At 40.8% G+C, this 16,879-nt stretch carries 19 protein-coding genes; 6 read left to right on the top strand and 13 right to left on the bottom strand.

Annotated elements, in window-relative coordinates; all coding sequences use genetic code 11:
* Nucleotides 1–9 precede the first annotated feature (9 nt).
* The gene (locus J8Z28_RS19095) at nucleotides 10–576 is read left to right on the top strand and encodes a Tll0287-like domain-containing protein (RefSeq protein WP_062565872.1); all 567 of its coding nucleotides are present in this window, start codon (nucleotides 10–12) and stop codon (nucleotides 574–576) included.
* Between the two features lie 75 nt (nucleotides 577–651).
* Nucleotides 652–987 carry a zinc ribbon domain-containing protein YjdM gene (locus tag J8Z28_RS19090; RefSeq protein WP_055199035.1) on the top strand — a complete coding sequence of 112 codons (336 nt, stop codon included), beginning with the start codon at nucleotides 652–654 and terminating at the stop codon, nucleotides 985–987.
* A gap of 66 nt (nucleotides 988–1,053) precedes the next feature.
* Here J8Z28_RS19090 and J8Z28_RS19085 read toward each other — a convergent pair whose 3' ends face one another.
* Together J8Z28_RS19085 and J8Z28_RS19080 are read right to left on the bottom strand one after the other, a co-directional pair.
* On the bottom strand, nucleotides 1,054–1,461 hold the full coding sequence (locus J8Z28_RS19085; protein ID WP_250660794.1) for a hypothetical protein: 408 nt from the start codon (nucleotides 1,459–1,461) through the stop codon (nucleotides 1,054–1,056).
* A gap of 37 nt (nucleotides 1,462–1,498) precedes the next feature.
* Complete coding sequence (locus J8Z28_RS19080; RefSeq protein WP_250660793.1) at nucleotides 1,499–2,479, bottom strand: hypothetical protein; 981 nt, start codon at nucleotides 2,477–2,479, stop codon at nucleotides 1,499–1,501.
* 222 nt (nucleotides 2,480–2,701) lie between these two features.
* Between J8Z28_RS19080 and J8Z28_RS19075 the strand changes: the two genes are divergently transcribed.
* Together J8Z28_RS19075 and J8Z28_RS19070 are read left to right on the top strand one after the other, a co-directional pair.
* Nucleotides 2,702–3,772, top strand: a complete 1,071-nt coding sequence (locus tag J8Z28_RS19075) for a DUF1214 domain-containing protein (RefSeq protein WP_250660792.1) — start codon at nucleotides 2,702–2,704, stop codon at nucleotides 3,770–3,772.
* A gap of 164 nt (nucleotides 3,773–3,936) precedes the next feature.
* The gene (locus tag J8Z28_RS19070) at nucleotides 3,937–4,668 is read left to right on the top strand and encodes an AAA family ATPase (protein ID WP_250660791.1); all 732 of its coding nucleotides are present in this window, start codon (nucleotides 3,937–3,939) and stop codon (nucleotides 4,666–4,668) included.
* A gap of 270 nt (nucleotides 4,669–4,938) precedes the next feature.
* On the opposite strand, the gene arsJ is transcribed toward J8Z28_RS19070, so the two are convergent.
* The 10 genes from arsJ to J8Z28_RS19020 form a co-directional block, all read right to left on the bottom strand.
* Complete coding sequence (gene arsJ, locus J8Z28_RS19065; RefSeq protein ID WP_250660790.1) at nucleotides 4,939–6,147, bottom strand: organoarsenical effux MFS transporter ArsJ; 1,209 nt, start codon at nucleotides 6,145–6,147, stop codon at nucleotides 4,939–4,941.
* Nucleotides 6,148–6,152: 5 nt separating this feature from the next.
* Nucleotides 6,153–7,163, bottom strand: coding sequence for an ArsJ-associated glyceraldehyde-3-phosphate dehydrogenase (locus J8Z28_RS19060; protein ID WP_250660789.1), 1,011 nt, complete (start codon nucleotides 7,161–7,163; stop codon nucleotides 6,153–6,155).
* Between the two features lie 2 nt (nucleotides 7,164–7,165).
* Nucleotides 7,166–7,666, bottom strand: coding sequence for a phosphatase domain-containing putative toxin (locus J8Z28_RS19055; protein ID WP_250660788.1), 501 nt, complete (start codon nucleotides 7,664–7,666; stop codon nucleotides 7,166–7,168).
* 13 nt (nucleotides 7,667–7,679) lie between these two features.
* A complete protein-coding gene (gene arsB, locus J8Z28_RS19050; RefSeq protein WP_250660787.1) occupies nucleotides 7,680–8,702 on the bottom strand; it encodes an ACR3 family arsenite efflux transporter in 1,023 nt (340 codons plus the stop codon).
* A 9-nt stretch (nucleotides 8,703–8,711) separates the two neighbouring features.
* The gene (locus J8Z28_RS19045) at nucleotides 8,712–9,476 is read right to left on the bottom strand and encodes a metalloregulator ArsR/SmtB family transcription factor (RefSeq protein ID WP_284693446.1); all 765 of its coding nucleotides are present in this window, start codon (nucleotides 9,474–9,476) and stop codon (nucleotides 8,712–8,714) included.
* A gap of 146 nt (nucleotides 9,477–9,622) precedes the next feature.
* Nucleotides 9,623–10,759, bottom strand: coding sequence for a serine hydrolase domain-containing protein (locus J8Z28_RS19040; RefSeq protein ID WP_250660786.1), 1,137 nt, complete (start codon nucleotides 10,757–10,759; stop codon nucleotides 9,623–9,625).
* Nucleotides 10,760–10,945: 186 nt separating this feature from the next.
* Entirely contained in the window at nucleotides 10,946–11,191 is a 246-nt protein-coding gene (locus J8Z28_RS19035) for a hypothetical protein (RefSeq protein WP_058584498.1), read from the bottom strand.
* Nucleotides 11,188–12,135: a polysaccharide deacetylase family protein gene (locus tag J8Z28_RS19030; RefSeq protein WP_250660785.1), complete on the bottom strand. Its 948-nt coding sequence runs from the start codon at nucleotides 12,133–12,135 to the stop codon at nucleotides 11,188–11,190. The genes J8Z28_RS19035 and J8Z28_RS19030 overlap by 4 nt, the downstream gene beginning before the upstream one ends.
* The gene (locus J8Z28_RS19025; protein ID WP_250660784.1) at nucleotides 12,132–13,235 is read right to left on the bottom strand and encodes an alkene reductase; all 1,104 of its coding nucleotides are present in this window, start codon (nucleotides 13,233–13,235) and stop codon (nucleotides 12,132–12,134) included. Before J8Z28_RS19025 ends, J8Z28_RS19030 begins: the two co-directional genes overlap by 4 nt.
* Nucleotides 13,236–13,246: 11 nt before the next feature.
* Nucleotides 13,247–13,663 (bottom strand): VOC family protein, encoded by a 417-nt coding sequence (locus tag J8Z28_RS19020; RefSeq protein WP_063528711.1) that lies wholly within the window; start codon nucleotides 13,661–13,663, stop codon nucleotides 13,247–13,249.
* Nucleotides 13,664–13,760: 97 nt separating this feature from the next.
* Here J8Z28_RS19020 and J8Z28_RS19015 point away from each other — a divergent pair, with 97 nt between their 5' ends.
* Nucleotides 13,761–14,675 carry a LysR family transcriptional regulator gene (locus tag J8Z28_RS19015; protein ID WP_250660783.1) on the top strand — a complete coding sequence of 305 codons (915 nt, stop codon included), beginning with the start codon at nucleotides 13,761–13,763 and terminating at the stop codon, nucleotides 14,673–14,675.
* A gap of 37 nt (nucleotides 14,676–14,712) precedes the next feature.
* On the opposite strand, the gene J8Z28_RS19010 is transcribed toward J8Z28_RS19015, so the two are convergent.
* Nucleotides 14,713–15,522: a sulfite exporter TauE/SafE family protein gene (locus J8Z28_RS19010; protein WP_250660782.1), complete on the bottom strand. Its 810-nt coding sequence runs from the start codon at nucleotides 15,520–15,522 to the stop codon at nucleotides 14,713–14,715.
* A 374-nt stretch (nucleotides 15,523–15,896) separates the two neighbouring features.
* On the opposite strand from J8Z28_RS19010, the gene J8Z28_RS19005 reads away from it, so the two are divergent.
* Entirely contained in the window at nucleotides 15,897–16,874 is a 978-nt protein-coding gene (locus J8Z28_RS19005; RefSeq protein WP_250660781.1) for a DUF1852 domain-containing protein, read from the top strand.
* Nucleotides 16,875–16,879: the final 5 nt, after the last annotated feature.

The following is a 16,879-nucleotide window of genomic DNA, read 5'->3' as shown; positions in this document are numbered from 1 at the left end:
GGTTTTACTATGTTTTCCTTCAGAACAATTGTGATTTGTACTGTGTTACTTTCACCTAGTCTTTATGCCGAAACAAAATCAGCGACTCTAGAAACTCAAGCAGCGCAGCGAGCAACTGAATTTGCCACTACGCTTAAATCAGCTTTAGGAGCCGCAATCAAGCAAGGTGGTTTAGTCGAAGGAATTAACGTGTGCAAAATGCAAGCCCCGGCCATTAGCGATAGCTTATCAACTGATGGTTGGACGGTAGCACGTAAAAGCACTAAAAACCGTAATCCAAATAATCAACCCGATGAATGGGAAGCTGAAAAAATCGCCCAGCTGCTCGATATGATCAGAAACACTGAGAGCATCGACAATGTGACTTTTTCAACCAATAAAGATGGTCAATTTCGCTTTGCTAAAGCGATAAAAGTCGCGCCAGTTTGCCTCAATTGTCATGGCCAAACAATTGCGCCAGAAGTAAAACAAGCACTCAACGAACATTACCCAAATGATTTAGCCACAGGCTATCGGCTTGGTGATCTAAGAGGAATATTCTCTATTACCAAAACGCTCGAAACGCCTGAGCCATAAAATAAAAGCCTTGTACTCGCATAGTTTGCTCTTAGCCATTAAAATACCCTTTTAAAATCAACCATGGTGCCATTTATGTCTTTTCCTCCTTGCCCACAATGTAACTCTGAATACGTGTATGAAGATCAAAACAATTTAGTATGCCCAGAATGCGCTCATGAGTGGGATCCTAATGCGGTTGATACCGATGATGTGATCAATGTGAAAGATGCTAACGGCACCTTATTGGTCGATGGCGATAAAGTGACTGTTGCGAAAGATTTAAAAATTAAAGGCAGCTCACAAGTGATTAAAATTGGTACCAAAGCCGTGATCCGCCGCGTGTTAGATAAGAAAGACCACGAATTAGACTGTAAAGTTGATGGCGTTGGTGAAATGATGGTTACCGCTAAATTTGTTAAAAAAGCCTGATAGCATTATCAAAATTGTTATATATTGCTGTGAATAATTACACAGCAATTTCAATAAGCTAACTTTTTAATAGCCAAACTTTTCAACAACAATCCCTGTTACTTCACAATGTTCGCAGCTCAACTGCCAGCCAGCAGCCCATGTGGTTGCGCTAATATCTCCTTTGCAAAGTGGGCAAACTTCGCCAATAAAAGTACTAGGGGTAATATCTTTAACTTGCTTAGAAAACGGTCTTAAAAACCAAAGAATATTATCGTCGATACTGATGGTTAGATCGTGGCGTAACGTCTCGCAATAAGCATCAAACACCGCTTGTTTGTACTGTTTTTCGTGCTCAGTAGATTGACTAGCATAAACACTCAACGCATTTTCGATTTTTTTTAGACGTTCGGGCCATGCTTGTGCGTCTATATTCGCTTTGCAATCTAACAACTCTTCAAGAGTGTAACTTGTATAGTTTGGTTCAAACATCATTGCCATCCTTGCTTTGGGTTATTAATTCTTTGGGTACTCAGTGCTTTAGATATAACGTACCATTTTTATTTATTTGCAAAAGCCATTGTTCAAATAAATTGTTCGCAATACTCAGCTCTTCATCTGAAAGTGTCGGGTATTGCCTTTGCTCAAACCACGCATAACGATTATACACATCGTTATTTTGCGTGATTTCCATAATGAGTCGATTTATAGCGTAGGCTTTTGCTGCACTATGCTCACCAACTTGTTCGCTGTAATACATGCTCGCTAAACTCATCAGCGCTTGTTCACTACCCTGCTTCGCTGCTTGCTCTAAAAATACGGTTTTACGCTCTTTAAAACTATCACGATTTTTGATGAACTCTGCACGTGACAACTTCTCAGGAAATTGCGACTTCATGTAAAATTCGGGCGTTAGCCCAGCAAACGTTTGCTGCGCATAAGCGGAGCCATTTTCTGCAGCCTCTGCCAAATAACTGTAAAAAGAACGCCGCGTTGCTAAATCTAATCCTTGGCAATACTCATATTTATCTAAAACACGGCTTTGTATCTCGCCAGCATCACTAAACTCATAGATTTCAGCCAACTTTACTTCCAGGACCTGTTCATCTAAAGGCGCATTAAAACAATACTTAAGGTTTTGCGCGATGAGGTAGTTAGCCTCCACATCACCTTGCTGAGCACGTTGCTTTAGCTCTGTAAAATGGTCTAGAAACACGCCATCAAAACGCCAATTTGGCGTGTTTTTGATAATAAGTTCACGGCTGTCATTAACTTCACTCTCTTGCTCAGCTGATTCATCAGCTAACAAACTCGTTTCAAGCTTGGTAGCGGGCATGCTCACTTGTGCGTCAACTTGCTGCGTAGCTATTTTATTATTCGATAGTTCTGAACTGGTAGCTAATGGAGCAGTTTTTTGAGAGTCGTAACTGTTAATAAATATTACGCATACTAATGCCATAGCCACAGTTAAAAGTGGCTTTTTCCGTTGTCTAATAAAAGCATACCCAGACATAACAACCTACTTATCACTCTTGTTGCTAAGTAAGTTACAAGAAAACAATAATAAAAGCGAAGCTAAACTTCTAAATATGGCAGCCTAAAATCATGATGGCGATCAAACAAACTAACAACTTTGTACCCAAACATTGAGTTAAAGTTATTAACTTGCTAGATTATTTTTTGTTCGAAAAATAATCCCTTTACTTAAGTTTATGCAAAATATGGAGATCATCGAATGCGCCTCATACTCAATACATCGATGTTTATAATTGCCGGTCTTACCCTTGCTGGCTGTGGCGATAATAAAACAGAAACAACAAATTCTGAAGATATAAAAACTGCAAGTTCTACTATTAAAAGCACGCAAAAATTAGTCACTCCAGAAAACTACATAAGAGCTGAAGATGACTTTTCATTTTTCGACTTTCAACTAAGAGCAGGCGGTAAAATCAATGAGTTCTTTTACATCACTGAACCAACGCCACTGGATCAGCAAAGTGTAGTGAGAATGAATAAAGATACTCTGTATGCAGGCGCTGTAGTAGATACTGAAGGAGGTGCTACTGTAACAATTCCTGAGTTTCCTGATGATCGATATTTCTCGGTCTATGTTGTTGATAATGATCACTACGCAACAGCGGTATTTTATGAATCAGGAACCCATGCTTTACCTAACACAACAAAGTATCAGGCAGTTATTCAAAGGATCCAGCTTCTTGCTCCAAATGACCCTGCTGATGTTGCTCTTGTAAATGAATTACAAAAGAAAATTATCATTTCTACAAATAGTAATGACACTTTTCCAAAGCCTGACTGGGATAAGCCATCAATGCTTAAACTTCGCGCCGATTATGAAAAAGAGTTTCAAAAATTCGCACAATACGAAGCTGATTGGATGGGCAAAAAAGGAGAAGTTAACGAACAAAGCCGCCACTTAGCAGTGGCAGGTGCTTGGGGCCTATTTCCTGAAAAAGACGCTGTTTATATAAACTATACAGGCCCTGCCGATCCAAGTAAGTGCTATTCTGCAACATACGAAGTACCTGATAATGATGCGTTTTGGTCTATTACTGTTTATGGTGATGATGGCTTCATGAAATCAACGAACAACATAATTAATGATCGTAATGTTACCCTAAACGAAAATGGAACATTCACCGCATTTTTCGGCTCAGAACAAGCTTGTGGCGATCAAGCTAATAGAGCTGATATTACTCAAGGCTGGAACTTTCTCATGCGAGTTTACAGGCCTGGCGAAAGTATTTTAGACAGAACATATAAGCTACCTGAAGTCACAGAAATTTAAATTACTATCTTGAGCCTGAATAATGAACTTTAGGCTCATTACAGCCATTTTCACTGCTTAACTGCGGTTTCGCTTCGCTTGCTTTAAACAGGTGAAAAACTTAAAGTTAGAAAGTTACCAGAGCCTATTAAGGGTCTAGTTCGTCTTTATTAGGAATATTGTGTATGGACGCATTACCGTATCTACAAAAGGTGACACTCAAACGAGAGCACGTTTTCTCTTTTGATACATATCCATTCTCTATTCCTGCGGTTAATCAGCTCTTTGAAATAGACTTTTCAAAACATGTCACAATATTTGTAGGTGAAAATGGTTCTGGGAAATCGACTCTTTTAGAAGCAATTGCTATCGCCTTAGGTTTTAACGCCGAAGGTGGTTCTAAAAATTTTAACTTTCAAACTCAGCACTCGCATTCAGAGCTTCATAAGTACTTGCTACTCTCAAAATCGTTTAAGAGATACAAAGATGGATTCTTTTTACGTGCCGAAAGCTTCTATAACGTTGCATCAAATATTGATGACTTGGATTCGGGATTTTCTGGAGGATCTAAGCTGATAGATGCCTATGGTGGTACATCCCTTCATCACCAATCACATGGCGAATCGTTTTTAGCGCTTATGGTAAACCGCTTTTCCGGTAATGGGCTTTATATTTTAGATGAGCCTGAGGCTGCACTTTCTCCTGCTAGGCAGTTGGCAGTTTTAAGTCGCATGTTTCAACTAATTGAACAAAACTCTCAGTTCATTATTGCCACACACTCACCGATTTTAATGGCATACCCGGGTGCGAGGATCTACCAAGTGGGAGCACAAGGTATTGAACAAATAAATTATGAGGATACTGAGCATTACCAAATTACAAAGGCGTTTTTAAACAACCCACAGCCAATGCTCTAAGAGCTTTTCAAGCCTGAAGGTGACTGATACCAATCAGCAATAATACTTAATCATTTTGAGGGATTAAACCTGTCGCTACCTGCGTTAAAAATTTCTGAGTTAGAACAACTAAATAACGAAATTTTTGCCTTGCTATCAACGAGGTTTCTTTGCCTCAAAATAGACTACTTAATTAAGCGAATTGGTATGATTTTATTATTTCTGATGCTATGCATGAATAAAGGTAAGCAAGAAAGCATGCTTACCTTTGTAGGGCGTGTTTAGATTTAACTAAATTTGTTTTGGTAATTTAGTCGAAATAACGGCGGTAATAACAATAAATAACAGTGAGATAGCTAAACACGCTGCTAAGCCATACACCTGAAAAACTAAGCCAGACAACACAGTACCAATTAAGCGACCCATGGCATTGGCCATATAGTAAAACCCGACATCAAGTGATACGCCATCAGCATCAGCCATGCTCACAATTAAGTAGCTGTGCAAAGATGAGTTAATCGCGAATAGCACACCAAATAACATCAACCCGCCTATCAGCATTGGTTTTACTGCCCAGTCAAAACCAATGGCAAGAGCAATGGCTAAGGTGACTAAAGCAAGCAATGATGCCCACTTAACTGTTTCTGCACTTGGTGATGTTTGCTTATTGAGTTTAATGATTTTAGGTGCAAAAGATTGCACTATCCCATAACCAATGATCCACGCAGCTATAAAAGCGCCCACGGTCCAATGATCCCAATCAAAGGCTTGTGATAAAAACACCGGTAGTGCAACTACAAACCAAACATCACGCGCACCAAACAAAAACAACCTCGCGGCTGACAAGATATTGATTGAACTGCTTTTTGAAAATATCTCGTTAAACTTAGGTTTGTTTTTGGCTTTGCCTAAATCATTTTTAAGTGCATAAATACTAAAACACCACACCACCAGCAAAGTAGCAGCCATGGCAAGCATTGCGCCTTTAAACGACATTAATGTGAGAAGTAAACCACCTAAAAAGAAGCCCACACCTTTTAAGGCGTTTTTAGAGCCTGTTAGTATCGCTACCCATTTAAACAAGGTGCCTTCTTGGCCACTGGCAACCAGCATTTTGATTGAGCTTTTAGCGCTCATTTTATTGAGATCTTTGGCAATCCCAGACAGAGCCTGCGCCAACATCACATAGGCTACACTCAGCCATTCAGGAGGGACTGCCAACATGAACAAGGCTACAACCTGTATAGCAAGGCCAATGTTCATAGTTTTATTTAAACCAAGCCTTGCGCCTAAATAGCCGCCCACTAAGTTAGTGACAACACCAAAAATCTCATAAAACAAAAACAGCATGGCAATACTCAAAGGCGAGTAGCCAAGCGCATGAAAATGCAGTACCACCAACATTCTCAATGCGCCATCTGTTAGCGTAAATGCCCAGTAATTCCCAGTGACAATTAAGTACTGCTTTATATCAGCGGGAAGATTAGCCAAACGCGTCATTGCTTTTAACCTTGAAGTGATCGCGCAACTTTTCGGGCAAGTTCGGCGGTACGGTTTGCATAACCCCATTCGTTATCGTACCAAACATACAGCTTAACTTGAGTCTCGTTGACAACCATGGTTGATAACGCATCAACAATGCTTGAGCGTGGATCAGTTTTGTAATCGATAGAAACAAGTGGCTTTTCTTCATAGCCCAAAATGCCTTTTAGCTCGCCCTCTGCGGCTTCTTGCATCCACTGGTTAATTTGCTCAGCGGTAGTAGGCTTTTCAACTTCAAACACACAGTCTGTGATTGATGCATTGGCTAACGGCACACGAACCGCGTGGCCATTTAATTTACCTTTAAGTTCAGGGAAAATATGTGTAATCGCTGTTGCAGAGCCGGTTGTAGTTGGAATTAAGCTCATGCCACATGCGCGAGCACGTCGTAAGTCTTTATGGGGCGCATCTAAGATAGTTTGCGTGTTAGTGATATCGTGAATAGTGGTCATTGAACCATGTTTGATACCAATTTTTTCTTGCAATACTTTAACCACAGGCGCTAAACAGTTGGTAGTGCACGATGCTGCTGTAACAATATCATGCTGATTTACATCGTATAAATCATCGTTTACACCCATTACAATATTCAGCACACCGTCTTCTTTTACAGGGGCAGTGACAACAACTTTCTTCACACCTTGATCAAGATAGGCTTGCAGTAACTCGGTTTTTTTCATCACACCAGAGGCTTCAATAACGATATCGCAACCAGACCAATCAGTGTCTGCAATCGTTTTATTTTGCGTAACGTTAATTTCGTGGCCATCGATGATCACAGCATTGTCGTTACTTTCAACCTCATGAGGCCAAATACCGTGCACCGAATCATACTTTAGTAAGTGAGCCAATGTAGCTGCATCACCCGCAGGATCATTAATTTGCACAAACTCAACGTCGTCCCATGCAAACGCTGCTCTTAGTGATAAACGACCCATACGGCCAAAACCATTAATGCCTACTTTAATTGCCATTGTTAAGCTCCTACTTTTTGAAAATTGTCGAAAAATGAACGTTGTACTGGGTTATGCAACGATTTAGGGCGAATAGCCTGCACTTGATTAACTATGTCGTTTTTAGCATAGCCAAGCTCATGCATTAATAAACCAATAACTAAGCCTGTACGGCCTGAGCCGCCTTTACAATGCACAGCCACGTTACCACCGCTTTTTATGATGGCAAGAATCTCGTTAAGGTGTTTTTTGAAAGCTAAACTAAACGCTTCGCTTGGCGCGTCATCATCAACAATAGGTAATTGAAACCAGCTGAGATCTGCGTGCTCACATTCGATTGCAAGCTGCTGCGCGCCATTTTTAACAAGCTCTTCATCGTACATTAGAGTAATAATGGCTTTTGCACCTGCCGCTTTTAAATCTGCTACAGACTGCGATAAACCAACGCTTTTTGTGCCAGGGCAAGGGGTAAAAATAAATGCCCCAGTTTCTAGCTGTAAAATATCAAATGGATGTGATTGCATTATGATTCCCCAATTACTCTTTAAACCAATGTGTTGTTTTATTAACGATTGCAACCAACGACAGCATCACAGGTACTTCGACCAACACCCCAACAACGGTTGCTAATGCTGCACCCGAGTGCAAACCAAATAATGAAATAGCCACTGCGACCGCTAACTCAAAAAAGTTAGAAGTACCGATTAAACATGCAGGCCCTGCAATGTTGTGCTTAAGCCTAAGCTTTAACGCAATGAAATAGGTGATTGCAAAAATACCGTAGGTTTGCAAAACAAGCGGAATAGCAATCAGTACAATGTTTAGCGGTTGGGCTAAAATCGTGTTCGCCTGAAACCCAAATAGCAAGACCACTGTGGCCAGTAAACCAATAACTGAGTAAGGTTTAATTTTCTCTAAAAATGACTGCACAGCAGCCTCATTTTGTGCTGAATTATTAAGAGCTTTTCGTGTTAATACCCCGGCAATGAGTGGCAGCAATACATACAGCACAACCGAAATCATCAGTGTAAGCCAAGGCACATGAATATCAGATACACCCAGCAATAACCCCGCAATAGGTGCAAAAGCAAAAATCATAATGATGTCGTTCACAGACACTTGCACTAAGGTATAATTTGCATCGCCTTTGGTCAGCTGTGACCACACAAACACCATTGCCGTACAAGGTGCAACACCAAGCAAAATCATCCCAGCAATATATTCTTGCGCCGTTTCAGGGCTAACCAAATCAGCAAATAACCCTTCAAAAAATAACCAACCTAACGCGGCCATTGAAAACGGTTTGATTAGCCAGTTAATGATTAAAGTGAGTATCAGCCCTTTAGGGTTTTTACCGACTTCTTTAATCGTTGAAAAATCAACTTGCACCATCATCGGGTAGATCATTACCCAAATAAACAGTGCAACAACAATGTTTACATGCGCCACTTCGGCTTTCGCTATTAGCTCAAATAAAGGCGGAAACATCACCCCAAGCGTCACACCGATGGCGATAGCAGCAGCAACCCATACAGATAAATATCGTTCAAAAACACCCATTTTCAGTCCTTAATTGCAGCAACGAGCAACACGGGTTGGGCGATCATCGCCCATCGCATTTAGCCTTGCTAGCTCGTTTTCTATGAAATTCGGTTCGTTTACCACGGTCGAGGTAATTGTTTGTTTCATCCACATAGGTAGAGTCGGGTTTAAAGAGTAAAACACCCACTGCTGGTGTTTTCTATCCGACAAAATGCCCTGTTTTTTAAGTTGCGCTAAATGCCTTGAAACCTTTGGTTGGCTCTGCTCGTTAAGTGCCGTCATTAGTTCGCATACGCAAACCTCTTGCTCAACGGCGATAAGCAATAAGCTTTTTAAACGAATATCATCTGCAAGCGCTTTATAAAATGTGGTTGGCGAAATCGATGCTGGTTTTTCTTTGTTATGGGATTGCACAAACTGTTTAATTCGCTCATTGAGCTCTTGCAAGGTTTTTTCAAAGGCGTGAGGTTCAGGACGCGTTTTAGGATCAATAAAATCCCATGCAAGGCAATGTGTACCATCAACGCGATTAGCGCATTCTTTTGCAGCGCCATCACATAAGGTAATGACGTAATCAAAATGTAGGTTAGTTACATCGTTTAAGTGCTTTGAGTGTAAGTCATCAGTTTTTAGACCAAAATGCTCAATCGTAGCAAGCGTGCGAGGGTCTACTGCATAAGGTTCTGTGCCCGCACTAAACACCTCAAACTCACCTTTACCATGATGTTTAAGCAACGCTTCAGCCATAATTGATCGGGCTGAATTTTCTGTACATAAAAAGAGAACTTTCACGACTCACTCCATAACAATTTGGTTATATAATATTTTTGTTATATAAAGTGCGCAAGTTATTTTTCTTGATGACTTAGTTTAAATTGAACTAAAGAAAGAATCTGGCGCATCTGTGCGCCAGCTTAGATTTTGCCGTTTTTAGAGGGTTATTTTGCTTGTAAGGTTAAATAGTCACTCATGACTTTTTCAAGATGATCGTAATCTTTTTGCTGAGTAACAGCCCCTGCGACCACCACCTGCGTTGTTGGCTCATACATCACCAAAGTGCCCCAAAAGCCACCATGTTGATATACCAAGGTGCCGTTATATTCTTTTGCAAATACCCCTAAACGATAAGGACTATCTGCTGGTAAGCCTTTATCCGATAGCATGAGCTTGAGCGTTTCAGGATGTTTAAAGACCTTACCTGAAAATAAAGCATGATAAAATTTAGCCATACCGATTGGGCTGGCAACAAGCCCACCACCACCATACAAATCAACTGTTGGGCTCCAATTATAGGTGTCGGTTCCGTGCAAGTATTGATGTACGCGTCGAGACTCATCCACAGCAAACGAATCACCCCGTTCCCAGATCACATTTTCGATATGATTTTTATCGAAACTTAAGTATTGGCGAACCGCTTTAGGTAGCGGTAAATCTGTCACTCTTTCAATAATATGGCCGAGTAACACATACCCGGTATCTGAATATGAAAAACGCTCACCAGGTTTACCAACTGGGTCGCCCCACTCTACACACCCTTTAATTTGCTCGCGCATCATAATATCTTGCTGCGGATTTGCCATTATGCCAGCTAAGTACTGGTCGCTTTGGGCATGATCATATAACCCTGCCGTATGACTCAGCACTTGCTTAAGCGTCATTTTATCAAGGGCATAGCCATCGCTTTCAAGAAGCGCAAAAAAGTCGTCAGAAATTAACTTATTGAGCGTTGTATCAAGGTTTAATTTTCCTTCCTCGTGCAAACGTAGCACCGTTGCCGCAGTGAAAGTTTTGGTCACACTGGCAATTCTAAATAAACTATTTGGGTTAATAACTAGCGGCGCATTTTCTTTACTTTGCTTTGCCGTTGAAAAAGCATGTCCATCATCAACAATCACATGAAGTGCAAAACCTTTAAGGGGAGCTTGTTGGTTTGCATTGAGAACTTGGCTCATTAAAGCATGGTGAGTTTCGAGTGGCTTTGTAGGCTCAGCAGTCACTGGCAAAGCCATTAGCGATAGAGCAACAAATAAAGAGCTTAGTGTTTTTTTACTCGCTTGAAAGCACCAGCGTTCCATAACATTTTCCTTAAAAAATAGTCCTTAATTAGCGCCTACAGCTTTCGAAAAAAGGCAGTTAAGCAGCCTAAATACTGCTTAACTGACATTAACAAACAGCTTTCGTGTTGTCGAATTAATACGTTAATGCTATTTAGTAAGCATAATTGCAGCCTTAGCAAACATATTTTGAGGCGTTTTAAGAAGTTACTGATGCTCCCTTAAGTCTCTTTCAAATTCAGTTTCTGTTTTAACTGGAGTGCAATGTGTAGTGACTTCAGTTTTGCCAATTTTTTCAGGTTCGTCTGAGCTATAAATCGTGGTGTTATAACTTCGATCTATTTCCCCTGGGCAGTGATGATCTGCGATTACTACATCCTCAAACTCACCCATTTGCTGCTGTGAGGCACAGCCAGATAAAAGTAATGCAATAAAGGTTAGTGTGTATTTCATAACAAATCCTCTTCAAAAGTTCGGGGTGAGTTTTTTGGCACATTGTCTTGGCGTAAAATCCATTTTGCTATGTCATCTTTACGCATAAACTTAACCCCCTTATGCTGCTTTGCATAGGTTATAAAGTCATCCAACGCTTTCACTCTAGCGGGAGTGCCCGCTAATCTATCGTGAGCACTGATAGACATCATTCTTCTGCGTTGTTTGCCTTCCTTGTAGAGCACATCAAACTCGTCTTTAAGCTCTTGTAAATACGCCTTACCAGTCATGGCTGTGCTGCCAGTGTATCGAACTATATCGTTGTTTCGAAAAGTGTATGGAACAACAACAATGTCGTCACTTCCAACAGGTGTTAGCGATGGCTCATCACGAGATAAATCGTCTATATGATAAATAAAACCTAATTCTTTAAGGATTTTGAGTGTATTTTTTGAATGCCTCATCCAAAAAGCATTAAACCCCATAGGTCGCTGCCCTGTTACTTTTTCAATGATATTTGCACTTTTTATGTATGACTGTCGCTCTTGCTCTTCACTCATAGAGTATTGAGGGGTCCATGTTTGTCCGTGCCCTGATGCTTCATGCCCGCGCCGCACGACCTCTTTTGCTAACTCAGGGTTTAATTCAACAGCTCGGCCAACCATGTGTGAGGTTACTTTAATATGATGCTTATCCCATAAATCTAGCAGCCTGGGTATGCCTTCATTCATGCCGTACTGGTACCAAGAGGGTGAAATAGTGTCTGGATAACCCAGCTCTTGCGGTGGAAACGGGCCAGGATCTGATGGGTCTTGCGCTGTTGCCTCAAACTGCATCGAAATTGAGATCACAAGTTGAGCATCATCAGGCCAAAATACAGATGTTGCCTCCCTAGCTTGAGCTACACCTAAGGAGCTTAGAACAAACACCGACGCAATTAAAATTGGCTTTAAAAATTTCATCATTTATTTCCCTGATATACTGGGTAGTCTGTGTAACCTCGCTCATCACCACCAAATAAAGTAGTAGGATCTGATATTTCATTCAAAGGTAAATTGTGCTCTAAACGATAAGGTAAATCAGGGTTTGCAATAAACTTTCTGCCAAATGCAACATAGTCAACTAAGCCTTCACCAATTAGTTTATTGGCCTTTGCTAATGTGTAATTACCTGCAACCACTATTTTGCCACCAAAGCTTTCACGTAATTTAACTCTAAACTCATCTGTTACGAGGGGAGCATCATCCCAATCAGCTTCCGCTAAATGCACATAAGCAATGCCAAGTTCATCAAACTTTTTAGCTAGATATAAAATGGCATCGATTGCTTGCGGATCATCCATGCCTCTTTGTGTAATAAAAGGAGCTAATCGAATAGCCGTTTTTTCTGGGCCGATAGCTTGGCTAATTGCGGTAATGATTTGCAGCGCGAACTTTGCTCTATTTTCAATATTACCGCCGTATTCATCGGTACGTTTGTTTGATGTTTGCCTTAGAAATTGATCAATTAAATAGCCATTGCCTGCATGTACCTCAACGCCATCAAACCCTGCTGCAATCGCATTTAAAGCAGCTTGTTTATAGTCTTCAACAATGCCTTTAATTTCATTGGTCGATAATTCACGTGGTGTAGGACAATCAAGCATTTGGCCTTCGCCATTTTCATCAACCACCCACACTTGCGCATTTGGAGCAATAGCACTTGGCGCAACTGGCAAGCCGTCTGGATGAAAGACACTATGCGACATTCTGCCAACATGCCATAACTGAGAAAAAATGAGACCATTTTGCTGATGAACAGCCTGCGTTACTTTGCGCCATCCATTGATTTGCTCTTCAGTATAAATCCCGGGGGTAAATGAGTAGCCCTTTCCTTGTGCAGAAATTTGCGTCGCCTCTGATACTATAAAACCTGCACTGGCTCGTTGCGCATAATATTCTGCCATTAAACTTGTCGGAATATCGCCTGGTTGAGCCGTACGTGAACGGGTCATTGGAGCCATCACTATTTTATTTGCGGTTTTATGATGACCAATTTGGTCTGTATTAAATACTCTATTTTTCATGTGTGTACCTTTTAAATAAGCTCGCTGCGTGTAAATAAAATTTCTATTTTTAAGCCATCAGGCCCTTGAATAAACACTTGATGCTCATTCGCTGCCGGCACTTCCCGCTCAACGAATGGTATTGAAGTTGCTTCTAGCCGTGCTTTAACTTCTTGATAATCAGTTGCAAAGAAAGCAAGGTGGTCAACCGTTGATAAGCCAACTGCTTCTGTTGATACCGAAGCTTGGGTTAAGTAATCAGATTGCGATTCATTTATGCCAAACTTAGCTGCTATATGAATGCATGGTGTATCCAAGTCGTCATATAACCAAACACCATCAAAACCAAATGCTGGCCTTGGCCCCTTTTTAAGGCCTAACGACGACTCTAAAAACTGAGCCATGTGCTGGATATTCGTTGCTAATAACAGAGCATGATTAAGCTGCATTTCTATCTCCTTCAAGTGATGAAATGAGTTTAACTATTTTGACTAAATTGATAATTAGCCTTAGAGTTAAATAAGTATTCATTAAAACTGAAGAATAATGTCAAAAATTGATGATATGGCACTTTTTGTTCACGTTGTAAAAGCGGGAGGTTTAGCCGCTGCGGGAAGAAAATTGGGGCTTTCGCCTGCAAGCATGACAGCACGAATTAATAAAATTGAGCAAAATTACGATACGCGATTGTTAACGCGTAATACGCGCAGTATTGCCTTAACAGATGCAGGTGAACGTTTTTATAGTGGCTGTTTAAGAGTATTAGCAGAAGTCGAAAACACAGAAAACATACTTCAAGAGTCGCAACAAAGCCTAAGAGGCCAGCTGAAACTCTCTGCAACATCTGACTTTGGTCGCCAGTTTGTTGCACCCGCATTAGCAGAATTCATCAATAACCACCCAAATGTTAAACCGCATTTAGTACTGACAGATGGGGTTACCAATATTGTTGAGGAAGGTATTGATCTGGCATTTAGATTCGGCAATTTGCCTGATAGTAACTTGATTAGCCGCCCGCTATGTAATAACCGCCGTGTGCTTTGCGCCTCACCTAGCTATATAGAATCGTTTGGCTTGCCAAGGCATCCCGAAGATTTAAAAAATCATCGTTGCCTTGTACTTGAGCGACTTGGGCAACCGCTAAATGACTGGCATTTTGAGGTAGATAACACGCACTTTTCTATTAAAGTAGCTCCCCACCTTTCATGCTCAGACGGTGAGGTGGTAAGACGCTGGGCAAATCAAGGCCATGGCATAGCCTTAAAATCATACATTGATATCAAAAATGACCTCAAAACAGGCGACCTTATTTTGCTACTAGATGAGTATGTTCGAGGCTTTAGCCACAGCGATAAAAAAAATGTCGGCCTACAGGTGATATATCCAAGCAGGCAATTCCAACCTCGGCAAGTGAAAGCGTTTATAGAGTTTTTTGAGTGTTGGTTTAAAAAGCACTGCTAACTTTAAATAAATCGCAAAGTAGATTTAATAGTTAACACTACTTTATAAGCATATTCACAGCCATAATCACCAAAAGCCCCGCAAAGACTTTCTTGATGGTAGACACAGGCAAATGATGCGTTGCTTTTGCACCTAATGGTGCGGTAAACCACGAAGTACAAACAATACCAAACAAGGCCGGTAAATAAACAAAACCGGCAAAGCCCTCTTTTAATGTAAAGTACTGACTACCCGAACTGATGTAACCCACAGATCCAAATAGCGCAATGACAATACCGCACGCCGAGGCACAACCAATGGCTTTTTTCATATCGACCGAGAAAAACGTCAGTAACGGCACAAGTACCGCACCACCGCCAATGCCTATCATGACAGAGAGCCCCCCAGTGATGCTTGTATAAAGCGTTAAAAGCCCTTTATTAGGTAGCGAGCGTGATGTTTGGCTGTCGTTTTTACTGCTGAAAATCATTTTTAATGCAATAAGCACCACACTCACAGCAAACACTATTCGCACCACATTTGCCGGTAATAGCGAAGCCAAAAAACCACTGATAAGTGCACCTAGTGCAACCCCAGTCATCACCCACGGAGCCAATTGCCAAGGCACATTACCATTTTTATGGTGAGCGATAGCTGATGACGTAGATGTAAATAGAATTGAGGCAAGCGATGTAGCAATCGCCACCAGCACAACTTGCTCAGCAGGTAACACCTGAAAATGCAGCAAGATCATGCTTAAAATAGGCACAATTACTAGGCCTCCACCAATTCCTAATAGCCCAGCTAAAAAGCCCACTCCGCTACCAAGTATGGCGCAAGCAATAATAAGCACGATTAATTCATTCATTGTATTTGTCTGTGTTGTTGGTTTAGGGAGACGAGTATAACAACAATAAAGTACGGGGTTGCTCTCAAAAGTCCTGTTAAGTAGTGAATATTACTCACGTTTTATATGAAATTACTGCAACTCGAACAAATTAATTTAGAAATCTAGACGTCTATAATGGCATTGAAGCATTTTTCCACTATCCCTTCCTAAATGTTTTATTAAAACAGCAAATATTCATGAATCTGCCTCATGTTTTACCTGAAATAAAAACGTTTTTCTTCATGGTGATGGGCACGTATAAATAGATACCAAGCCACCTCAAGGTTAATGACCTAGCGATTTAAGGAAGGTGAGCAGCAATCATTTATCTCAGGACTTTTGGATACATTGCCATGAACAACGATTTCAGATTTACAATTAAAAGTATTTGCCTCGATGAAAATTATCATCCGTCAAATAGCACACGACTTACCACAAACTTTGCAAACCTAGCTCGCGGTGAAAGTCGCCAGCAGAATTTGCGTAATGCATTAAAAATGATTGATAGCCGCTTTAATGCGCTAGCAAACTGGGATAACCCGCAAGGTGACCGCTACTCTGTAGAACTTGAGATCATCTCTGTTGATTTAGAAATTGCACAAAGCGCAGAGGCATTCCCGTCAATTGAAGTGCTAAAAACTAATATCATTGATCACCAAACTAATGAACGTATCGAAGGTATTGTTGGTAATAACTTTTCATCTTACGTGCGTGATTATGATTTTAGCGTACTGCTGCTTGACCATAACAAAGCGAAAAACGAATTTAGCATTCCCGAAAACTTTGGTGACTTACACGGTAAACTCTTTAAATACTTTATTGACTCAGAGACTTACAAACAGCACTTTAAAAAACCACCGGTTATTTGTTTAAGCGTGTCTGATAACAAAACGTACCATCGTACAGAAAACCAACACCCAATTTTAGGTGCTGAGTACCAACCAAATGAGTCGTCATTAACCGAGCAATACTTTAAAAAAATGGGCTTGCAGGTGCGCTATTTTATGCCACCAAACACAGTTGCTCCGCTGGCGTTTTATTTCTTTGGTGACCTGCTGAACGATTACACCAACTTAGAGTTGATCAGCACGATTAGCACCATGGAAACATTCCAAAAAATCTACCGTCCAGAAATTTATAACGCCAATGCCGTGGCGGGTAGTTGCTATCAACCAAATTTAAGAAACGCCGATCACTCGATCACGCAGATTGTCTACGACCGTGAAGAGCGCAGCCAACTTGCGATTGCACAAGGTAAATTTACTGAGCAGCACTTTATTAAGCCTTATCAATCAGTGCTTGAGAAATGGTCTGCTAACTACGCGATTTAAAGAGA

It is taken from the genome of Pseudoalteromonas sp. SCSIO 43088 (assembly GCF_023650795.1).
In the GTDB taxonomy this organism is placed as follows: Bacteria; Pseudomonadota; Gammaproteobacteria; order Enterobacterales; family Alteromonadaceae; genus Pseudoalteromonas; species Pseudoalteromonas shioyasakiensis.
Note: the sequence above shows the minus strand (reverse complement) of the source record. Positions and strands in the feature narration are given on the sequence as shown.

Coding starts and splice junctions, on each gene's coding strand:
- J8Z28_RS19095 (WP_062565872.1), top strand. CDS start 10: ATGTTTTCCTTCAGAACAATTGTGATTTGTACTGTGTTACTTTCACCT.
- J8Z28_RS19090 (WP_055199035.1), top strand. CDS start 652: ATGTCTTTTCCTCCTTGCCCACAATGTAACTCTGAATACGTGTATGAA.
- J8Z28_RS19085 (WP_250660794.1), bottom strand. CDS start 1,461: ATGATGTTTGAACCAAACTATACAAGTTACACTCTTGAAGAGTTGTTA.
- J8Z28_RS19080 (WP_250660793.1), bottom strand. CDS start 2,479: ATGTCTGGGTATGCTTTTATTAGACAACGGAAAAAGCCACTTTTAACT.
- J8Z28_RS19075 (WP_250660792.1), top strand. CDS start 2,702: ATGCGCCTCATACTCAATACATCGATGTTTATAATTGCCGGTCTTACC.
- J8Z28_RS19070 (WP_250660791.1), top strand. CDS start 3,937: ATGGACGCATTACCGTATCTACAAAAGGTGACACTCAAACGAGAGCAC.
- arsJ (WP_250660790.1), bottom strand. CDS start 6,147: ATGACGCGTTTGGCTAATCTTCCCGCTGATATAAAGCAGTACTTAATT.
- J8Z28_RS19060 (WP_250660789.1), bottom strand. CDS start 7,163: ATGGCAATTAAAGTAGGCATTAATGGTTTTGGCCGTATGGGTCGTTTA.
- J8Z28_RS19055 (WP_250660788.1), bottom strand. CDS start 7,666: ATGCAATCACATCCATTTGATATTTTACAGCTAGAAACTGGGGCATTT.
- arsB (WP_250660787.1), bottom strand. CDS start 8,702: ATGGGTGTTTTTGAACGATATTTATCTGTATGGGTTGCTGCTGCTATC.
- J8Z28_RS19040 (WP_250660786.1), bottom strand. CDS start 10,759: ATGGAACGCTGGTGCTTTCAAGCGAGTAAAAAAACACTAAGCTCTTTA.
- J8Z28_RS19035 (WP_058584498.1), bottom strand. CDS start 11,191: ATGAAATACACACTAACCTTTATTGCATTACTTTTATCTGGCTGTGCC.
- J8Z28_RS19030 (WP_250660785.1), bottom strand. CDS start 12,135: ATGATGAAATTTTTAAAGCCAATTTTAATTGCGTCGGTGTTTGTTCTA.
- J8Z28_RS19025 (WP_250660784.1), bottom strand. CDS start 13,235: ATGAAAAATAGAGTATTTAATACAGACCAAATTGGTCATCATAAAACC.
- J8Z28_RS19020 (WP_063528711.1), bottom strand. CDS start 13,663: ATGCAGCTTAATCATGCTCTGTTATTAGCAACGAATATCCAGCACATG.
- J8Z28_RS19015 (WP_250660783.1), top strand. CDS start 13,761: ATGTCAAAAATTGATGATATGGCACTTTTTGTTCACGTTGTAAAAGCG.
- J8Z28_RS19010 (WP_250660782.1), bottom strand. CDS start 15,522: ATGAATGAATTAATCGTGCTTATTATTGCTTGCGCCATACTTGGTAGC.
- J8Z28_RS19005 (WP_250660781.1), top strand. CDS start 15,897: ATGAACAACGATTTCAGATTTACAATTAAAAGTATTTGCCTCGATGAA.